We start from the raw sequence: 16,102 nt of genomic DNA on the forward strand, positions 1-16,102 counted from the left end.
TGGGGGAGAATCGTCCGGTGAGCGACACCACCCCGCAGACCGCCCCCGCGACCGCCTCCGGCCCGACGCCCGACCCGTGGGTCCGCAAGGCCGCCGGGGCGACGAAGCGGTACCGCGTGCTCGCGTGGATCACGGGCACGATGCTGTTGCTGCTCTGCCTCGAGCTCGTCCTCAAGTACGTGTTCCACGCCGGCGGCGTCGACGCGGCCGGCCACCCGAACCCGGTCATCGGCGCGTGGGTGGCGTACGCACACGGCTGGATCTACGTGGTCTACCTGGTCACGGTGTTCGACCTCTGGTCGAAGATGCGCTGGCGGCTCGGGCGTCTGGCGACGATGGCGGCGGCGGGCGTCGTCCCGGTCATGTCGTTCATCCTCGAGCGCAAGGTGCACGCGCAGGCGCTGGCGCGGATCGAGGCCGCGGACGCCGCACGCGGGTGACGCGTCCCTGATCATGAACACTCGTCCAGTTCGTGTGGTTAGGGTGTGCGCGTGCTGATCGTCCACGTGTCCGACTGCTACGCACCGCGCACCGGCGGGATCGAGTCGCAGGTCGGTGACCTCGCGGCCCGCCAGGTGGCCGCCGGTCACGAGGTGCACGTGCTCACGGCGACGCTCGGCGTCGGCGGGGAGCGCGGCGGCGTCGTCGACCTGGAGGACGGCGTCCACGTGCACCGGCTCGGCGCCCGGATCCCGTTCGACCTCCCCGTGAACCCCGTCGGCCCGCGGCTGTTCCGCGAGGCGTTCGACGCCCTGCGGCCCGACGTGGTCCATGTGCACGCCGGCGTGCTCTCGCCGTTCGCGTACGACGGCGCGCGCATCGCGCTCGACCACGGCCTTCCGACGGCCATCACGTGGCACTGCATGCTGGACGGCGTCGTCGGCCCCCTGCGGACCCTCGTCAGACGCACCCGCTGGCACCGCGCCCCGGCGGCCCTCAGCGCCGTCAGTCATGCCGCCGCCGCGCGCGTGCACGAGGCGTTCGACACCGAGGTGACGGTGATGCCCAACGGGCTCGACCTCGACGTCTGGGCGCCCAAGAGCTTCTCCGAGGGTCGCGGGCGGCCCGGCGAGCACGGACCGCTGCGGCTGGTCTCGACCATGCGCCTGGCCCCCCGCAAGCGCGCCGTCCCGCTGGTCGAACTCGTCGGCAAGGCCGCACGCCGGCTCCCGCCCGACCGCCTGCGGCTCGCGATCATCGGCGCGGGGCCTGCGCAGGGCCGTGTGGCCTCCGCCGTGGCGGGGCAGGGCCTGCAGCACGTGGTCGAGCTGCGCGGCAGGCTGACCCGTCCGCAGGTCCGGGCGGCCTACGCCGACGCCGACGTGTTCCTCGCCCCGGCCGAGCTCGAGGCGTTCGGGATCGCCGCCCTCGAGGCCCGCACGGCCGGGCTCGCCATCGTGGCCCGGCGGGGCACGGGCATCGCCGAGTTCGTCCAGGACGGTGTCGACGGGCTGCTCGTCGCCGACGACGCCGAGATGACCGAGGCAGTCGTGCAGCTCGCCCGCGACGGGCGGCTGCTGGAGGGCATGCTCACCCACAATCGCGCGGTCAGGCCCGCCTTCGGGTGGGACGACGTGCTCGGCTCCGCGGAGTCGGAGTACGCCCGGGCTCGCGCACTCGTCTGACCTTCGCCGATTCGCCCGGTTTCTCCCCTAGAGTCGTCGTGTTGGGCGATTAAGTCATGGGCCGCCAGGCCCAGCGGGTCCACGGTGTGGGGCCCGTCCTGCTGGGGGTTCGGAGAGGGAGACATGGCGACAACAACGGGCAGTCCGAAGACGGTTCGCGTCCTCGGGCTGATCACGATCATCTTCGGGATCATCTTCATCATCGCGGGCGGCATCACGTGGGGGGCCGTCTCCAGCAACCTGGCAGCCGAGAAGATCACGGTCTCCGACGACGCACAGGCCTTCGGCGGTCAGCTGGTCGACACGCCGTGGGAGGCCTGGTTCCAGGCGGACATCATCAACACCCACGCGCTGGAGGCGTCGGGCGGCAAGACGTACGCCGAGCTGCCTCAGGACGACCCGAAGCGACAGACCGTCATGACGGCCTCGTTCCTGCGTGCCTCGCTGTTCACGTCCGTCGTGGCGTTCGGCGTGGCGCTCCTGGTGGTCGGCATCGGAGTCGTGTTCATCCTCATCGGGTGGGCGTTGCGGCGGGCTGCCGCCCTCGCGGGAGTCGTGACGGACCAGACCGGCACGACGACGGCCTATCCGGACCCGATCCCCACGGCCCGTCCGACGGCCCCGCCGGCGGCGACGACCACGTCGACGCCGCTGCCGCCTCCCTCGGGCCCCACGGCCTGAGCACAGACGACGTCCGAGGATCCGAGCGTCATGGCGCTCGTCTCCTCGGACGTCGTGCTGCGTCCCGCGTGAGTGGCCGGTCAGCGACGCGCGCTGCGGGCGCCGCTGAGGATGGAGCCGACCAGCAGGACGGTGCCGGCGACCGCGAGCAGCACGATCATCGCCAGCTGCAGGTCGATGGCCACGCCGGCGGCCCAGGCCAGGAGCCCCACGCCGATAGCGGCGATGACGAGGCCCCAGACGACCGTCCCGACCCGGAGCCGTCGGCGGGGCGGGTCGACCGGTGTCGGGTCGACGGGCGTGGCCACGGGCTCGATGCGGTCCGACACCGGGTAGGGCGCGCTCACCGGCTGCGCGTAGGCCGAGGTCGGCAACGGGGTCGTCGGCTCCGGGCGACCGGTCGGCGCATACAGCGCGCCGATGGGTGACGGGTAGGGCGTCGCGGCTGTCGAGGGCGGGACGGACCCGTCGGCTGAGGTCGTCACCGGCTCGTCGGCAGGACCCGCCGAGCCATCGTCCGTCGCCGGCAGCGCTCGCGTCTCGAGGGGGAGCGCCGAGAGGCCTGTGTCGTCGCCGACCGACTGTCCTTCTTCGACAGCGACCGCGGCTACCTCCTCGGCAGCGGGTGCGAGCCGGATGGCGACCGTATCCTCGGCGAGTGCCGCGGTGGTGTCGTCGACCGGGATGACGGCGGTGTCGTCGGGTGCCGCGGTCGTGTCGCTGACCGGGATGACGGCGGTGTCGTCGGGTGCCGCGGTCGTGTCGCTGACCGGGATGACGGCGGTGTCGTCGGGTGCCGCGGTCGTGTCGTCGACCGGGATGACGGCCGTGTCGTCGACGGGTGCCGGGGTGGCATGGTCGACTGGGGCGGCGACGGTGTCGTCGGTGCTCGCGGGGACGGGCAGCGGGGCCGCCTCGTCGGAAGCCGCGCTCGGGGTCTTCTCGGTGGACATCAGTTCTCCTCGGTGATCGTGACGTCGCCCGCGCCGATCTGGACCTGCAGGGCGAGCTGCGGGCCGTCGTCGTCGATCGCGCCGGACGTGAAGGTGCGGGGGTTGAGGCCGACGCCGTCGACGCTCTTCTGCTCCCCGTCGATGTCCCAGCGGACGGTGCCGGCACCGGCGTCGACGTCGGCCGAGACGCTCGCGTCGGACGGCACGATGACGGTGAGCCCGCCGGCCGCGAGCGAGATCGGGACCTCGAGCGTGTCGGAGGTCATCGGGACCTCGGACAGGTCGATCGTCACGTCGCCGAAGCCCAAGGAGTAGCCGTCGGCGGCGTCGGCGCGGGAGGTCACGACGACCGCACCGCTCGCGGCGAAGTCGTGCTGGCCCTCGTCCGTCCAGATCCAGTGGTTGTTCTGCAGGGCGCCGAGGGGCACGGCCACGAGGATGCCCACGACCGCGAGACCGCCGAGGCCGCCGCTGGTCCGGCCGCGCAGGCCGGAGACGATGATGCCGAGGCCGCAGAGCACGATGCCGATGCCGAGCGCCGTGAGCCCGACCGGGCCGGTGAAGTCGCCGGTGCGCTCGGCGACCAGCAGGACCGCGAGGCTGAGCAGGCTCAGCGCGACGACCACGCCGACCGTGCCGACGCCGGCACCCGGGGTGCGGGGGCGCGGAGGGCGCGGGGGCTGCTGGTGCTTGGTGGTGCGGACCGGCGGAACCGGGGGAGGGGGCGTGGCCGACGACGCCCATGCCTGGGCCGGCGGCGCGCCGTAGGGCGGGACCGGCGCGGCGGGTGCGGGGGCGGACGCGGGGTAGGTGRCGGTCGACGCGGCCGCTGGGTAGGACGCGGCCGGGGCCGACGGCGGGTACGTGGCTGCGGGAGCCGGCGGCACGGAGGGGGCATACGCCACAGGTGGGCGAGGCCGCGACGGCTGCTGGTTGGCGACGACGGCGATCAGCGTGATGATCCCGCCGACGAACGCGAGCCAGAGCAGCGCCTGGACCCAGCCGGGAGGCCCCCAGAAGAAGAACCAGTTGTCGCCGCGGCCGAAGCCGACGATGACGAACGCCAGGGCGCCCAGCAGGGCGATGTCGAAGCGGCCGAGGATCATCTCCTCGACGTGGATCCGGCCGTCGCGACGCTCGGGGAGCAGGGCCCAGGCGGCGCCGTACGCGACCAGGCCGAGTCCGCCGAGCAGCAGTGAGGCGACGAAGATGCCGCGCACCAGCAGGGGGTCGATGCCGAACCGGTCGCCGATGCCCGCGCTGACGCCGCCGATCCAGCGGTCGTCGGCACGTGTGATGCCCAGCCGACGGATGCCGGCGAAGAAGCTGTTCGACGGGTAGGCCGCGCCCTGCGGCGGGGCCGCGGGTTGCGGGGCCGGCTCCGGGCCGGCAGGGGTGGTCGTGTCCATGCCTCGATCCTGGTCGGTCGGCGGAGCGGGCGGCATCGGGTGGACCCCTGAGCCCACCCTGAACCTGACTCGGCGCGCCCCTGAACGAACCCCGGACGGCACCCCGGGAGGCCTCGGCGCGTGTGACGATCGGACCGTGACCTCCACCGAACCCCTGCTCGCCCGCCGACGGCTGCCGTTGCGCCGTCCCGCGCGCGGGCGTTGGTTCGGCGGCGTGGCGCTCGGGCTCGCGGCCCACCTCGATCTGCCGGTCGGCCTCGTGCGGCTCGCCTTCGTCGTGCTCACCCCGATCGCGGGCATCGGCCCCCTGCTGTACGTCTTCTGGTGGCTGGCGGTGCCGGCCGGGGACCCGGCGGCGGCCGCCCAGGAGGTACGGCCGAGCACGCTGACCCGGCTGGCTCGTCGGCAGGCGGTCATCGAGCCCGGCCGGCGCATCCCCGTGACCGACATCGCCATCGGCGCGGTGCTCGTGATCGCCGCAGTCCTGCTCATCGCGGTCCGCTCCGGCGCCGACGTCCAGGCCGACTGGATCCTGCCCGCACTGATCGTGCTCGCGGGCCTGTGGCTGGCGTGGAGCCAGCTGGACCCCGCGCAGCGGGGACGCCTGCGGGACCGGGCCGGCGGCAAGACGCCCGTGAGCGTGCTGCGGGTGGCCGGCGGCATCCTGCTCGCGGGCGTCGGCGTGCTGCTGTTCGTCGGCCTGGCCTCGGGCGGGGGCGTCGACACCGCGACCCTCGCGCAGTCGATCGTCGCGGCCCTCATCATGCTCGGCGGCGTCGCGCTCGTGCTCACCCCGTGGTGGCTGCGGCTGGTCCGGGAGCTTGGTGACGAGCGCGCCGCGCGCGCCCGGGAGTCGGAGCGTGCCGACATCGCCGCCCACCTGCACGACTCGGTGCTGCAGACGCTGGCGCTCATCCGGTCCCGGTCCGACGACTCCGCCGAGGTGGCCCGCATGGCCCGCGCGCAGGAGCGCGAGCTGCGTGAGTGGCTCTACGACGACCGCCCGGCGCCGGGCACGTCGGTGGCGGCTGCGCTGCGGGGGATCGTCGCGGAGGTCGAGGACTCGCGTTCCGGGCCGTCGGGCGACCCGGTGGCCGTCGAGTCCGTGGTCGTCGGCGACCGCGTGCCCGACGCAGACTCGGAGGCGCTGCTGCAGGCCACGCGCGAGGCGCTGGTGAACGCGGTGGTGCATGGCCGGCCGCCGGTGTCGCTGTACCTCGAGGTCGGGGAGTCCGAGGTCGAGGTGTTCGTGCGAGACCATGGCGACGGGTTCGACCTCGACGAGGTGGGCACCGACCGGTTCGGGGTGCGCGAGTCGATCATCGGGCGGGTGCGGCGTCGCGGAGGCGCCGCGACCGTCACCAGCAGCCCCGAGCGCGGGACCGAGGTGCACCTCGTCGTGCCCATCCGCACGGCGGACGAACAAGGAGTCCAGTCATGAGCGAGACGGTCGACGTGGTGCTGGTCGACGACCACCACATGTTCCGCACGGGTGTGAAGGCGTCGCTCGACGCGGGCGTGCGCGTCATCGGGGAGGCCGACACCGTCGACGACGCGATCCGGCTCGTGCGCGAGCTCAAGCCACCGGTGGTGCTCCTCGACGTGCACCTGCCCGGCGGCGACGGTGGCGGCGGCGCCGAGGTCATCAAGGCCTGCACCGACCTGCTGGGCGAGACGCGGTTCCTCGCGCTGTCGGTCTCCGACGCGTCCGAGGACGTCGTGGCCGTCATCCGCGCGGGCGCGCGCGGCTACGTCACCAAGGCGATCGACGGGACCGATCTTTCCGACGCCGTCCGCCGCGTGGCCGGCGGCGACGCCGTGTTCTCGCCGCGGCTGGCGGGGTTCGTGCTCGACGCGTTCGGCGCGGCCGCGGGGGACGTCGCGATCGGCGACGACGAGCTGGACCGGCTCTCCGCCCGCGAGCGCGAGGTCATGCGGCTCATCGCGCGCGGGTACTCCTACCGCGAGGTGGCCTCCGAGCTGTTCATCTCGATCAAGACCGTCGAGACCCACGTCTCGGCGGTGCTGCGCAAGCTTCAGCTGTCGAGCCGGCACGAGCTCACGCGCTGGGCGGCGGCCCGGCGGCTGCTGTAGCGCGGGCCGCGGGCCCCCGTCTCTAGGCTGCGACGCATGGACCTGCGCGTCGCCGCCTACGCCGTCATCGTCGACTCCGGACGGGTGCTGCTGCCGCACTGGCAGGAGAACGGGCACTCCGGGTGGACCCTGCCGGGCGGAGGCATCGACCCGGGTGAGGACCCCGCCGACGCGGCCGTGCGCGAGGTGCGTGAGGAGACCGGATACGACGTCGTGCTCGACGGGCTGCTCGGCGTCGACTCGCTCGTCGTGCCTGCGGCCCGGCGGCACGTGCCGTCCACGGTCGACTGGCACGCGCTGCGGATCGTCTACCGCGCGCACGTCGTCGGCGGAGAGCTGCGAGACGAGGTCGACGGCAGCACCGACACCGCCGCCTGGTTCTCGCTCGACGAGGTCGCGGGGCTCGACCGGGTCGAGCTCGTCGACACGGCGCTCCGGATGGCCGGGTACTAGAGGGTCCCGCGCCGGGCGCCTGCGCGTCGGTGACCCGTTGACCCTGACGGCCGAGGCGCGCACAGTCGTCGGCAGCTGCTCGGCTCCGCCGTCCCGGCCCGCGACATCCCGCTCTACGTCGACCGGCGGCGAGCTCCGCCAGCTGATCGTTCCCGACGAAAGGACGCCCCCGTGAACAGAACTGCCCTCGTGACCGGCGCCGCCCGCGGCATCGGCGCCGCGACCGCGCTGCGGCTGGCTGCCGACGGATTCCGCGTGGCCGTGCTCGACCTGCGCGAGCAGGACTGCGAGGCGACCGTGGGCGCCATCCGCGCGGCCGGCGGCGACGCGATGGCGCTCGGGGCGGACGTCGGCGACGCCGATGCCGCCGCGATGGCCGTCGCACGCGTCGTCGACGAGCTCGGCGCACCCACCGTCCTGGTCAACAACGCGGGGATCCTGCGCGACAACCTGCTGTTCAAGATGACGGAGGACGACTGGGACTCGGTGGTCTCCGTGCACCTGCGCGGCGCGTTCCTCATGAGCCGCGAGGTGCAGAAGCACCAGGTCGCCGCGGGCTGGGGGCGGATCGTCAACCTGTCGAGCACCTCGGCGCTGGGCAACCGCGGGCAGGCGAACTACGCGGCCGCCAAGGCCGGGCTGCAGGGGTTCACCAAGACGCTGGCCATCGAGCTGGGCCGGTACGGGATCACGACCAACGCCGTGGCGCCGGGGTTCATCGCGACCGACATGATCCGGCAGACCGCCGAGCGCATGCACATCACCTACGAGCAGTTCATCGAGGTCGTCTCCAAGGAGATCCCGGTCGGGCGGGTCGGCCAGCCGGAGGACATCGCGAACGCCGTCTCGTTCTTCTGCTCCGAGGCCGCGAGCTTCGTCAACGGGCAGGTGCTCTACGTGGCGGGTGGGCCCAAGGCGTGATCGCGGTCGCGACGCCGGGCGGGCTGGCCGATGTCGTCGGGCAGTCCGTCACGGCCGACGAGTGGTTCGTCGTCGACCAGGCGCGCATCGACCTTTTCGCCGACGCCACGGACGACCACCAGTGGATCCACGTCGACCCCTTCCGTGCAGCGGACGGTCCGTTCGGGGCGACCGTCGCGCACGGGTACCTCACGCTCGCGCTCGCCCCGGCGCTGACCGCCGGGCTGTTCGAGATCGGCGGGACGGGGCTGGTGGTGAACTACGGCCTGGATCGGGTCCGGTTCCTGCAGCCGGTCACCGCCGGGTCGCGCATCCGGGCAGCGATGACACTCCGGACGGCCGAGCCGACGTCGCAGGGCGTCCGGGCGGGCTTCACCATCACGATCGAGATCGAGGGCGCCACCAAGCCGGCCCTGATCGCGGAGACGGTGGTCCTCTACGTCGCCGCCGCCTGACGCGTCGGACGCTGCGTGGTCGGCCGTCAGACGAACGCCGCGATGCCGGTGATGGCGCGCCCCACGATGAGGTTGTTCATGTCCCTGGTGCCCTCGAACGAGTACACGGCCTCGGCGTCGGCCATGTAGCGCGCGACGCCGTGGTCGAGCTGGATCCCGTTGCCGCCGAGCGTCTCCCGGCACAGGGCGACGGTCTCCCGCATCGCGGTCGTCGTGTACGCCTTGGCCAGCGCGGAGTGCTCGTCGCCCTGGCGGTCCTGGTCGCCCAGCTGGGACGCCCGGACGCACAGCGCGATGCTCGCGGTGACGTTGCCCAGGCAGCGGGCGAGCCGGTCCTGCACCAGCTGGAACGAGGCGATCGGCTTGCCGAACTGCTCGCGGGCGAGCGCGTACTTCACGGTGGCCTCGTAGGCACCGATGGCCACGCCGACCGCGTGCCACGCGACCTCGGCTCGGGTCAGCCGGAGCACGGTCGCGACGTCACGGAACGAGTGGATGTTCGCCAGCCGGTCCGCCTCGGAGACCTCGACCCCGTCGAGCAGGATGTCGGCGTTCTGCACCGACCGCAGCGCCTGCTTGCGCTCGATCTTGGTGGCGGTGAAGCCGGGGGTACCGCGGCGGACGATGAAGCCCTTGACCTGGTCGTCGGCGGTGTCACGCGCCCAGATGACGGTGAGGTCCGCGAAGGTCGCGTTGCCGATCCAGCGCTTGGCGCCGTTGAGCACCCAGGTGTCGCCGGTGCGGTGCGCGGTCGTGCGGAGCCCGCGCGCGGTGTCGGAGCCGGACAATGGCTCGGTGAGGCCGAAGGCACCCACCAGCTCGCCGCGGCTCATCGGCGGGAGCAGCTGGGCACGCTGCTCGAGCGACCCGCCGACGCCGATCGCGCCCATGGTCAGGCCGTTCTGCACCCCGATGAACGTCGAGAAGCCGGCGTCGACGCGCGACAGCTCGAGCGCGACCCAGCCTCGGTAGACCGCGCTGTTCTCGAACCGGACCGTCTCCGGCCACATCGGCCCGAGCAGGCCGAGCTCGCCGACCCGGGGGATGAGGTGCACCGGGAACTCCGCGCGCTCCCAGCAGTCGTCGGCGATCGGCCGGACCTCGGTCTCCAGGAACTCCCGGATGGCCATGACGTGCTCGTTCTCGACCGGCGTGAGGACGTCCTGGAACGAGTAGAAGTCGCTGGTCAGCAGCGCGCGGGACAGGTCGGTCTGGGGCGCGTCAGTCATGCGAGGTGCTCCGCTCGTCGATCGGCTCCGATCACCTTCCGAGTCTGCATCATTCTCCCAGATGTTGCATGCCCCTCGACCGTGAGGAGTAGGTTGCCGCCATGTCGAACCTCGGCGTGGCTGCGGACCGCTCGGTCGGGCTCGGTCACGTCGGCACGCTCGTCGCGCCGTCCTGGCTCTCGCAACGGCTCGAGGACGGCGAGCACGCGGAGGCCGTGCGGGCGTTCCGGGCGGCCCGCGAGACGTTCATCGAGGGTGCGCGGATCGACATGGGCAGGCTCGCGACGAAGCTCGGCGTCGACCGGACCTCGCTGTTCCGCTGGGTGGGCAACCGCGACGCGTTGCTGTCGGAGGTCCTGTGGTCGCTGGCCGTCCCGACGCTCGAGCAGGCCGAGTCCGCGACGCAGGGCGCGACGGGCTCCCCGCGGGTCGCGGAGTTCCTCACGCACGTCGTCCGCGACCTCAACACGGCGCCGTACTTCCGTGGCTTCCTGCAGCGCGAGCCGGCGCGCGCGCTGCGGCTGCTCACGACGAAGGAGAGCGAGATCCAGCGGCGCTACGTCGCGGTGGTCGAGACCCTGGTCCGGGAGGAGCTGGGGGAGCAGCCGTTCGGCCGCCCGGTCAGCGCCCACGACCTCGCCTACCTGCTGGTCCGCATCTCGGAGTCGTTCACCTACGCCGACCTCATCAACGGCGACCGGCCCAGCGCGGATCGCGCACGGGCAGCCTTCGAGCTGGTGCTGCGCCCGTGACCAACCCGCACCGGGCCGCGTTCCCCACGTGCTGGAACGACAACGACGTCGACGGCCACCTCAACAACACAGGTCTGCGACGACGACGCTCGCTCCCGCGGCGTGCAGGGCGTGCGAGAACGCGGCCCCTAGCCCGCCCGCGGCTCCGCTGACGATCGCGACCTAACCCTCGAGCCTGGTGTCCGTGCGACTCCCCTCAGGCGAACCTGATGATCTCGGCCGGCTCGCGGTGCCGGACCACGTGCCAGGCGCCCACCGCGTCAGGCCCTGATGGCGACGAGGAACAGGTCGGTGAGCTGCTCCGCGAGGACCGTCTTGTCCTCGGCGCCGTCCGGCGAGTACCAGGTCGACAGGTAGTGGACGTCCGCGAAGAAGTGCGCCACGAGCACGGCGTGCGGGATGTCGGTCCGGTACAGCCCCTCCTCCTGGCCGCGCTCGATGAGGCCCGCGAATACGTCGTGGTACTGGCGGCGGCGGCGCGTGACCTCCTTCTGGCGCGGCTCCGAGAGCATGTGCGCGCTGCGGAAGAACACGGCCCCCTCGGGCAGGAAGTCGATCGAGGTCTCGATGACGTCGACGCACACGTCGTGCAGCGTCTGGGCCGTCGGGGCGCCGCGGGCGATGATGTTGTCGAGGTGCTCGGCCTGCAGCGACAGCATCCGCTCATAGACCGAGAAGAGCAGGTCGTCCTTCGACTCGAAGTAGTGGTACATCGCGCCCTTGGTCACGCCGGCGGCCTCGACGATCTGCTGCACCGACGTGTTCCCGTACCCCTGGGCGGCGAACAGCTCGATCGCCGCCCCCGTGATGTCGTCGACGACGCTGGAGGTGGCCATCTGTCTCGGCTCCTTCTGCTGGCCGACGGCGACGGCACTCGCGCCGCCGTCGACGGTGAGGGGATGGCCGGTGATCCAGGGCGACCCTGCCCTCGACCTGCGCACCCGCGCCTTCGCTGATACCGACCGTTCGGTATGTGCCGAGGGTAGCGCGCGAGCCGTGCAATTTATCTGACTGATCGTCAGATAGTCTCGGCTCATGGATCTCGTCTACCAGCTGCTCATCGTCCTTCACCTCGTCGGCTGGGCCATCGTGCTCGGCGGCACCCTGGTCAACCTGCGGACCCCCAAGATCGCGACCGGCGTCCTGCACGGCATCCTCACGGCGCTCGTGACCGGGATCCTGCTCGCCGGTATCGCGTCGGCGGGGCTCGCCGGCCACGACCCCGACCCGGCGAAGCTGGCCGTCAAGCTGGTCGTCGCGCTCGTCGTCACCGCGCTGGTGATCCTGGGTGTGCGCAAGCCCGCCCGGGTGACCACCGGGTACCTGGGTGCGATCGCCGGGCTCACCGTCGTCAACGTCGCGGTCGCCGTCATCTGGCACTAGGGCAGTACTGTCCAGCGGGTGAACTCCGTCGGAGACCTCCTGGTCGGGCTCGTCGTGCTGGCCGGGCTGGTCGGCGTCGTGGTGCAGGTGCTGCCGGGCGGGTTCCTCGTCGCCGGCGCCGTCACGGTGTGGGGCGTGGTCACCGGTGGGGTCGCCGGCTGGACGGTCGTCGCGATCGCCGTCGTGCTCGTCGTGCTGGCGACCATCGGCAAGTACCTGTTGGCGGGCCGGCACCTCAAGCGTGCGGGCGTGCCGTCCTCGACGCTGGTCTGGGGCGGGGTCGCGGGCGTCGTCGGCTTCTTCGCGATCCCCGTGGTCGGCCTGTTCGTGGGGTTCGTGCTCGGCATCTATCTGGCCGAGCTGTTCCGCGTCCGCGAGGCCCGGCCGGCCTGGCGGGCCACCGTCGCGGCGCTGCAGGCGACAGGGCTGACCATCCTCGTGGAGCTCGCCGCGGCACTCGTCACCACGGCTGCGTGGCTCGCGGCGCTGGCCGCGACCTGACCCCGCGCGTCCACAGCGCCGGGACGGTGATGTCGGCGCCGGCGCCTATCCTGGAGGGGCCATGACGTCGCTCTTCGAGAACCTCTCCCTGCCCCTGCCCGGCGTCCCCGCGGGCGGTCCCGACGACGCCGGATCCTCCGAGCGCCGCGCGCGCAGCCAGGCCGAGGCGGACGCCCTGGTCGTCGGGCTGAACCCCCAGCAGCGCGAGGCCGTGCTGCACCAGGGCGGCCCCCTGCTCATCGTCGCCGGTGCCGGCTCGGGCAAGACCCGGGTCCTCACGCACCGCATCGCGTACCTGCTGGCCACGGGCCGGGCCCGGGCGGGCGAGGTCATCGCGATCACGTTCACCAACAAGGCCGCCGCCGAGATGCGCGAGCGCGTCGAGCACTTGGTCGGCCCGGCCGCGGGGCGCATGTGGGTGTCCACGTTCCACTCCGCGTGCGTGCGGATCCTGCGGCGCGAGGCAGCGACCCTCGGCCTGCGGTCCAGCTTCTCCATCTACGACTCTGCGGACTCCCAGCGCCTGCTCACCCTGGTCGCGCGCGAGCTCGACCTGGACTCCAAGCGCTACCCCGCCAAGGCCCTGGCGTCCAAGATCTCGTCGCTCAAGGACGAGCTGGTGGATCCGGAGACGTTCGCGGCGACGTCGGGCGGCGGGGCGGCCAACGACTTCGACACCGTGCTGGCGCAGGTCTACACGCGCTACCAGGCGAGGCTCAAGCAGGCGCACGCCCTCGACTTCGACGACCTGATCATGACCACGGTCCACCTGCTGCAGGGGTTCCCCGCGGTGGCCGAGCACTACCGCCGCCGGTTCCGCCACGTGCTGGTCGACGAGTACCAGGACACCAACCACGCGCAGTACGTGCTGGTACGCGAGCTCGTCGGGTCGTCCCGGGGGATCGTCGACGACTCCACGGACATGGAGCTGCCGCGCGGCGAGCTCACGGTCGTCGGTGACGCCGACCAGTCCATCTACGCGTTCCGCGGCGCCTCCATCCGGAACATCCTCGAGTTCGAGGTCGACTACCCGGACGCGCGGACCATCCTCCTGGAGCAGAACTACCGCTCCACGCAGAACATCCTGTCGGCCGCGAACGCCGTGATCAGCCGCAACCCCGGGCGGGAGGGCAAGCGACTCTGGACCGACTCCGGCGCCGGCGCCCAGATCGTGGCGTACGTCGCGGACACCGAGCACGAGGAGGCCCGGTTCGTCGCGGAGGAGATCGACAGGCTCGGCGACGCCGAGAGCGTGCGGCCCGGCGACGTCGCCATCTTCTACCGGGCGAACGCGCAGTCCCGGGCGCTGGAGGAGGTGCTGATCCGCGTCGGGCTGCCGTACAAGGTGGTCGGCGGCACCCGGTTCTACGAGCGCAAGGAGATCAAGGACGCGGTCGCGTACCTGCGCGCGATCGCCAACCCGGACGACGACGTCAACCTGCGCCGCATCCTCAACGTGCCCAAGCGCGGGCTGGGCGACCGCTCCGAGGCGATGGTCGCCGGGTTCGCGGAGCGCGAGCGCATCTCGTTCGGCGCCGCGCTCGAGCTGCTCGACGAGGTGCCGGGCCTGGGCACCCGCGCGATCACCGGCCTGTCCGCGTTCGCCGCGATGATGACCGACCTGCGCGTCCTGGCCGGCTCCGGCGCGGGCCCGGCCGAGGTGCTCGGAGCCGTACTCGACCGCTCCGGCTACCTGGCGGAGCTGCGTGCGAGCGAGGACCCGCAGGACGCCTCCCGCGTGGAGAACCTGGCGGAGCTCCACGCGGTGGCCTCCGAGTTCGAGCAGAGCGACCCCGAGGGCGACCTGGCCGACTTCCTCGAGCGCGTCTCGCTGGTGGCCGACTCGGACCAGATCCCGGACGACGACGGCGGGGACGAGGGCGGCGAGGCGCGGCCCGACCAGGGCGTCGTCACGCTCATGACGCTGCACACGGCCAAGGGGCTCGAGTTCCCGGTCGTGTTCCTCACCGGCATGGAGGACGGCACGTTCCCGCACCTGCGGTCGCTGTCCGACTCGCAGCAGCTGGAGGAGGAGCGCCGGCTCGCCTACGTCGGCCTGACCCGGGCGCGCGAGCGGCTGTACATCTCGCGCGCGGCGGTCCGGACCGCGTGGGGGGTGCCCAACGAGTTCCCCGCCAGCCGGTTCCTCGACGACCTCCCGGACGAGCTCATCGACTGGCGGCGGCGCGAGTCGTCCACCCAGCAGCTCCGCAGCAGCTACGGCTCGGGATACGGGTCGGGCTACGGGTCGTCGGGCGGCGGTGGTGGGTATCGCTCCGCACCGCGCGTGGAGACCCGCAAGGCGCTCCCGTCGACCGGCGCCACGTTCGGGTCGGCCACGCCGCGGCCCGACTCCGCGATCCCGCAGCTTGCGATAGGCGACCGGGTCACGCACGACTCGTACGGCCTCGGCACCGTGATCGCGCTCGAAGGGGCCGGCCCGAACGCCGTGGCGAAGGTGGACTTCGGCACCGACGGCACCAAGCGGCTGCTGCTCCGGTTCTCGCCGGTCACCAAGCTCTGAGCGGTCCCGCTCGGGATACTCGCCGAGCTGAGGGTCGGACACCGACCCGGCAGGCTCCGGATCTGTGTCGCCCTGACGGCGAACGCCGGATCGGTGTGGGCCCACGCACGGGCCTGCAGCACCCGGGCCAACGAGAGCCCGGCGGCCACGCTCAGCCGACCGGCACGTCGGCCCACGCCGCGTCGATCGACGTGCAGACGTCGTCCGAGGACACGCCGAGCGCGTCCAGCACGCGGTGCGCGGACGAGTGGTCGAGGCGGACGATCGCGAGCAGCAGGTGACCCGAGTCGATCCTGCGGTGCTTGTACCGGATCGCCTCGCGCAGCGAGAGCTCGAGCAGCTTCTTGGCCTCCGCGTCGAACGGCCGGTGCCCGGACTTGCCGACGGGCGCGGCGGTGACCGCGTCCAGCGCGCCGGGGCCGAACGTCGCCTCGACCTGCGCGCGGACCGCGTCGAGGTCGATACCGACGCCGGCCAGGGCATCGGCGTCGATCGCGTGCCCGGGCAGCGCGCGAACGCCGGCGAGCACCGCGCGATGGTCGACGCCGAGGCTGCTCAGCGCCCGGGCGGCGATGGCGTCCGGCTCCCGGATCGCGCCGAGCAGCACGTGCTCGGTCCCGATCCGCTCGGCACCGAGCGCGCGCGCCTCTTCCTGTGCCTGCACGACCGCCTCGCGGGCGTCCTTCGTGAATCTCTCGAACATCAGCCGAACCTCTTCCCGTACTTCTTGTGGACCGCCTGCCGTGAGACGCCCAGGGCGGCGGCGACCTGCTGCCAGGACCACCCCAACCCCCGGGCGCGCTCGACGTGCAGGGCCTCCAGCCGGTCGGCCAGAGCCCGCAGCGCGCGGACGGCCCGCAGGCCCTCGGCAGGCTCGGCGGCACTGGCGGCCGCGGTCATCAGCTCATCGGACATGTCTGTCAACTTACGTTGACGCGCGCCTAACTGTCAACTGAAGTTGACGTCGGACTTTGGCGCGAACTTGCCGAACGGCGGATCGGGCCCGGGGGCCACAGCTGCGCGGACGTCCGGGTGAGTGCGGGCCGCGACGTCCGAGAAAGGGGAGCCCGGGGCTGCCCCTACGCGGACGTCCGGGGGGTCTGAGCGGTGGGCGCTCGATGC

Annotated in this window: 18 protein-coding genes; 12 read left to right on the plus strand and 6 right to left on the minus strand. The window is 72.6% G+C overall.

Annotated elements, in window-relative coordinates; all coding sequences use genetic code 11:
• Positions 1–17: 17 nt before the first annotated feature.
• The 3 genes from ACXJKA_RS08790 to ACXJKA_RS08800 all read left to right on the plus strand — a co-directional run bounded on the left by ACXJKA_RS08790 (position 18) and on the right by ACXJKA_RS08800 (position 2,306).
• Entirely contained in the window at positions 18–440 is a 423-nt protein-coding gene (locus ACXJKA_RS08790) for a DUF3817 domain-containing protein (RefSeq protein WP_456824816.1), read from the plus strand.
• A 51-nt stretch (positions 441–491) separates the two neighbouring features.
• Positions 492–1,625: a glycosyltransferase family 4 protein gene (locus ACXJKA_RS08795; protein WP_456824817.1), complete on the plus strand. Its 1,134-nt coding sequence runs from the start codon at positions 492–494 to the stop codon at positions 1,623–1,625.
• A gap of 123 nt (positions 1,626–1,748) precedes the next feature.
• Positions 1,749–2,306, plus strand: coding sequence for an aromatic ring-opening dioxygenase LigA (locus ACXJKA_RS08800; RefSeq protein WP_456824818.1), 558 nt, complete (start codon positions 1,749–1,751; stop codon positions 2,304–2,306).
• Positions 2,307–2,386: 80 nt separating this feature from the next.
• Here ACXJKA_RS08800 and ACXJKA_RS08805 read toward each other — a convergent pair whose 3' ends face one another.
• Both ACXJKA_RS08805 and ACXJKA_RS08810 read right to left on the minus strand, forming a co-directional pair.
• The gene (locus ACXJKA_RS08805; protein WP_456824819.1) at positions 2,387–3,259 is read right to left on the minus strand and encodes a hypothetical protein; all 873 of its coding nucleotides are present in this window, start codon (positions 3,257–3,259) and stop codon (positions 2,387–2,389) included.
• Entirely contained in the window at positions 3,259–4,668 is a 1,410-nt protein-coding gene (locus ACXJKA_RS08810) for a PspC domain-containing protein (protein WP_456824820.1), read from the minus strand. The genes ACXJKA_RS08805 and ACXJKA_RS08810 overlap by 1 nt, the downstream gene beginning before the upstream one ends.
• Before the next feature lie 136 nt (positions 4,669–4,804).
• Between ACXJKA_RS08810 and ACXJKA_RS08815 the strand changes: the two genes are divergently transcribed.
• The 5 genes from ACXJKA_RS08815 to ACXJKA_RS08835 all read left to right on the plus strand — a co-directional run bounded on the left by ACXJKA_RS08815 (position 4,805) and on the right by ACXJKA_RS08835 (position 8,591).
• A complete protein-coding gene (locus tag ACXJKA_RS08815; protein ID WP_456824821.1) occupies positions 4,805–6,109 on the plus strand; it encodes a PspC domain-containing protein in 1,305 nt (434 codons plus the stop codon).
• Positions 6,106–6,762 (plus strand): LuxR C-terminal-related transcriptional regulator, encoded by a 657-nt coding sequence (locus ACXJKA_RS08820; RefSeq protein ID WP_456824822.1) that lies wholly within the window; start codon positions 6,106–6,108, stop codon positions 6,760–6,762. The genes ACXJKA_RS08815 and ACXJKA_RS08820 overlap by 4 nt, the downstream gene beginning before the upstream one ends.
• A gap of 36 nt (positions 6,763–6,798) precedes the next feature.
• The gene (locus ACXJKA_RS08825; RefSeq protein ID WP_456824823.1) at positions 6,799–7,215 is read left to right on the plus strand and encodes an NUDIX hydrolase; all 417 of its coding nucleotides are present in this window, start codon (positions 6,799–6,801) and stop codon (positions 7,213–7,215) included.
• 171 nt (positions 7,216–7,386) lie between these two features.
• The gene (gene fabG, locus ACXJKA_RS08830) at positions 7,387–8,136 is read left to right on the plus strand and encodes a 3-oxoacyl-ACP reductase FabG (RefSeq protein ID WP_456824824.1); all 750 of its coding nucleotides are present in this window, start codon (positions 7,387–7,389) and stop codon (positions 8,134–8,136) included.
• Positions 8,133–8,591: a MaoC family dehydratase gene (locus tag ACXJKA_RS08835; protein ID WP_456824825.1), complete on the plus strand. Its 459-nt coding sequence runs from the start codon at positions 8,133–8,135 to the stop codon at positions 8,589–8,591. The genes fabG and ACXJKA_RS08835 overlap by 4 nt, the downstream gene beginning before the upstream one ends.
• 26 nt (positions 8,592–8,617) lie before the next feature.
• On the opposite strand, the gene ACXJKA_RS08840 is transcribed toward ACXJKA_RS08835, so the two are convergent.
• Positions 8,618–9,820: an acyl-CoA dehydrogenase family protein gene (locus ACXJKA_RS08840; RefSeq protein ID WP_456824826.1), complete on the minus strand. Its 1,203-nt coding sequence runs from the start codon at positions 9,818–9,820 to the stop codon at positions 8,618–8,620.
• Positions 9,821–9,921: 101 nt separating this feature from the next.
• Here ACXJKA_RS08840 and ACXJKA_RS08845 point away from each other — a divergent pair, with 101 nt between their 5' ends.
• Complete coding sequence (locus ACXJKA_RS08845; RefSeq protein ID WP_456824827.1) at positions 9,922–10,572, plus strand: QsdR family transcriptional regulator; 651 nt, start codon at positions 9,922–9,924, stop codon at positions 10,570–10,572.
• Positions 10,573–10,832: 260 nt separating this feature from the next.
• Here the strand turns inward: ACXJKA_RS08845 and ACXJKA_RS08850 are convergent, their stop codons facing one another.
• Positions 10,833–11,408, minus strand: coding sequence for a TetR/AcrR family transcriptional regulator (locus ACXJKA_RS08850; protein ID WP_456824828.1), 576 nt, complete (start codon positions 11,406–11,408; stop codon positions 10,833–10,835).
• 199 nt (positions 11,409–11,607) lie between these two features.
• Here ACXJKA_RS08850 and ACXJKA_RS08855 point away from each other — a divergent pair, with 199 nt between their 5' ends.
• The 3 genes from ACXJKA_RS08855 to pcrA all read left to right on the plus strand — a co-directional run bounded on the left by ACXJKA_RS08855 (position 11,608) and on the right by pcrA (position 14,980).
• On the plus strand, positions 11,608–11,955 hold the full coding sequence (locus ACXJKA_RS08855; protein WP_456824829.1) for a hypothetical protein: 348 nt from the start codon (positions 11,608–11,610) through the stop codon (positions 11,953–11,955).
• 18 nt (positions 11,956–11,973) lie between these two features.
• Positions 11,974–12,456 carry a DUF456 domain-containing protein gene (locus ACXJKA_RS08860; protein WP_456824830.1) on the plus strand — a complete coding sequence of 161 codons (483 nt, stop codon included), beginning with the start codon at positions 11,974–11,976 and terminating at the stop codon, positions 12,454–12,456.
• A 61-nt stretch (positions 12,457–12,517) separates the two neighbouring features.
• The gene (pcrA, locus tag ACXJKA_RS08865) at positions 12,518–14,980 is read left to right on the plus strand and encodes a DNA helicase PcrA (RefSeq protein WP_456824831.1); all 2,463 of its coding nucleotides are present in this window, start codon (positions 12,518–12,520) and stop codon (positions 14,978–14,980) included.
• 151 nt (positions 14,981–15,131) lie between these two features.
• On the opposite strand, the gene ACXJKA_RS08870 is transcribed toward pcrA, so the two are convergent.
• Positions 15,132–15,683, minus strand: coding sequence for a Clp protease N-terminal domain-containing protein (locus ACXJKA_RS08870; protein WP_456824832.1), 552 nt, complete (start codon positions 15,681–15,683; stop codon positions 15,132–15,134).
• The gene (locus ACXJKA_RS08875) at positions 15,683–15,895 is read right to left on the minus strand and encodes a helix-turn-helix transcriptional regulator (RefSeq protein ID WP_456824833.1); all 213 of its coding nucleotides are present in this window, start codon (positions 15,893–15,895) and stop codon (positions 15,683–15,685) included. Before ACXJKA_RS08875 ends, ACXJKA_RS08870 begins: the two co-directional genes overlap by 1 nt.
• Between the last annotated feature and the right edge of the window lie 207 nt (positions 15,896–16,102).

It is taken from the genome of Cellulomonas sp. P5_E12 (genome assembly GCF_054049315.1).

What these genes read in the sequence shown, in the direction of transcription:
- ACXJKA_RS08800 (WP_456824818.1), top strand. Translation starts at nt 1,749, where the DNA reads ATGGCGACAACAACGGGCAGTCCGAAGACGGTTCGCGTCCTCGGGCTG.
- ACXJKA_RS08805 (WP_456824819.1), bottom strand. Translation starts at nt 3,259, where the DNA reads ATGTCCACCGAGAAGACCCCGAGCGCGGCTTCCGACGAGGCGGCCCCG.
- ACXJKA_RS08820 (WP_456824822.1), top strand. Translation starts at nt 6,106, where the DNA reads ATGAGCGAGACGGTCGACGTGGTGCTGGTCGACGACCACCACATGTTC.
- ACXJKA_RS08825 (WP_456824823.1), top strand. Translation starts at nt 6,799, where the DNA reads ATGGACCTGCGCGTCGCCGCCTACGCCGTCATCGTCGACTCCGGACGG.
- ACXJKA_RS08840 (WP_456824826.1), bottom strand. Translation starts at nt 9,820, where the DNA reads ATGACTGACGCGCCCCAGACCGACCTGTCCCGCGCGCTGCTGACCAGC.
- ACXJKA_RS08845 (WP_456824827.1), top strand. Translation starts at nt 9,922, where the DNA reads ATGTCGAACCTCGGCGTGGCTGCGGACCGCTCGGTCGGGCTCGGTCAC.
- ACXJKA_RS08850 (WP_456824828.1), bottom strand. Translation starts at nt 11,408, where the DNA reads ATGGCCACCTCCAGCGTCGTCGACGACATCACGGGGGCGGCGATCGAG.
- ACXJKA_RS08855 (WP_456824829.1), top strand. Translation starts at nt 11,608, where the DNA reads ATGGATCTCGTCTACCAGCTGCTCATCGTCCTTCACCTCGTCGGCTGG.
- pcrA (WP_456824831.1), top strand. Translation starts at nt 12,518, where the DNA reads ATGACGTCGCTCTTCGAGAACCTCTCCCTGCCCCTGCCCGGCGTCCCC.
- ACXJKA_RS08870 (WP_456824832.1), bottom strand. Translation starts at nt 15,683, where the DNA reads ATGTTCGAGAGATTCACGAAGGACGCCCGCGAGGCGGTCGTGCAGGCA.
- ACXJKA_RS08875 (WP_456824833.1), bottom strand. Translation starts at nt 15,895, where the DNA reads ATGTCCGATGAGCTGATGACCGCGGCCGCCAGTGCCGCCGAGCCTGCC.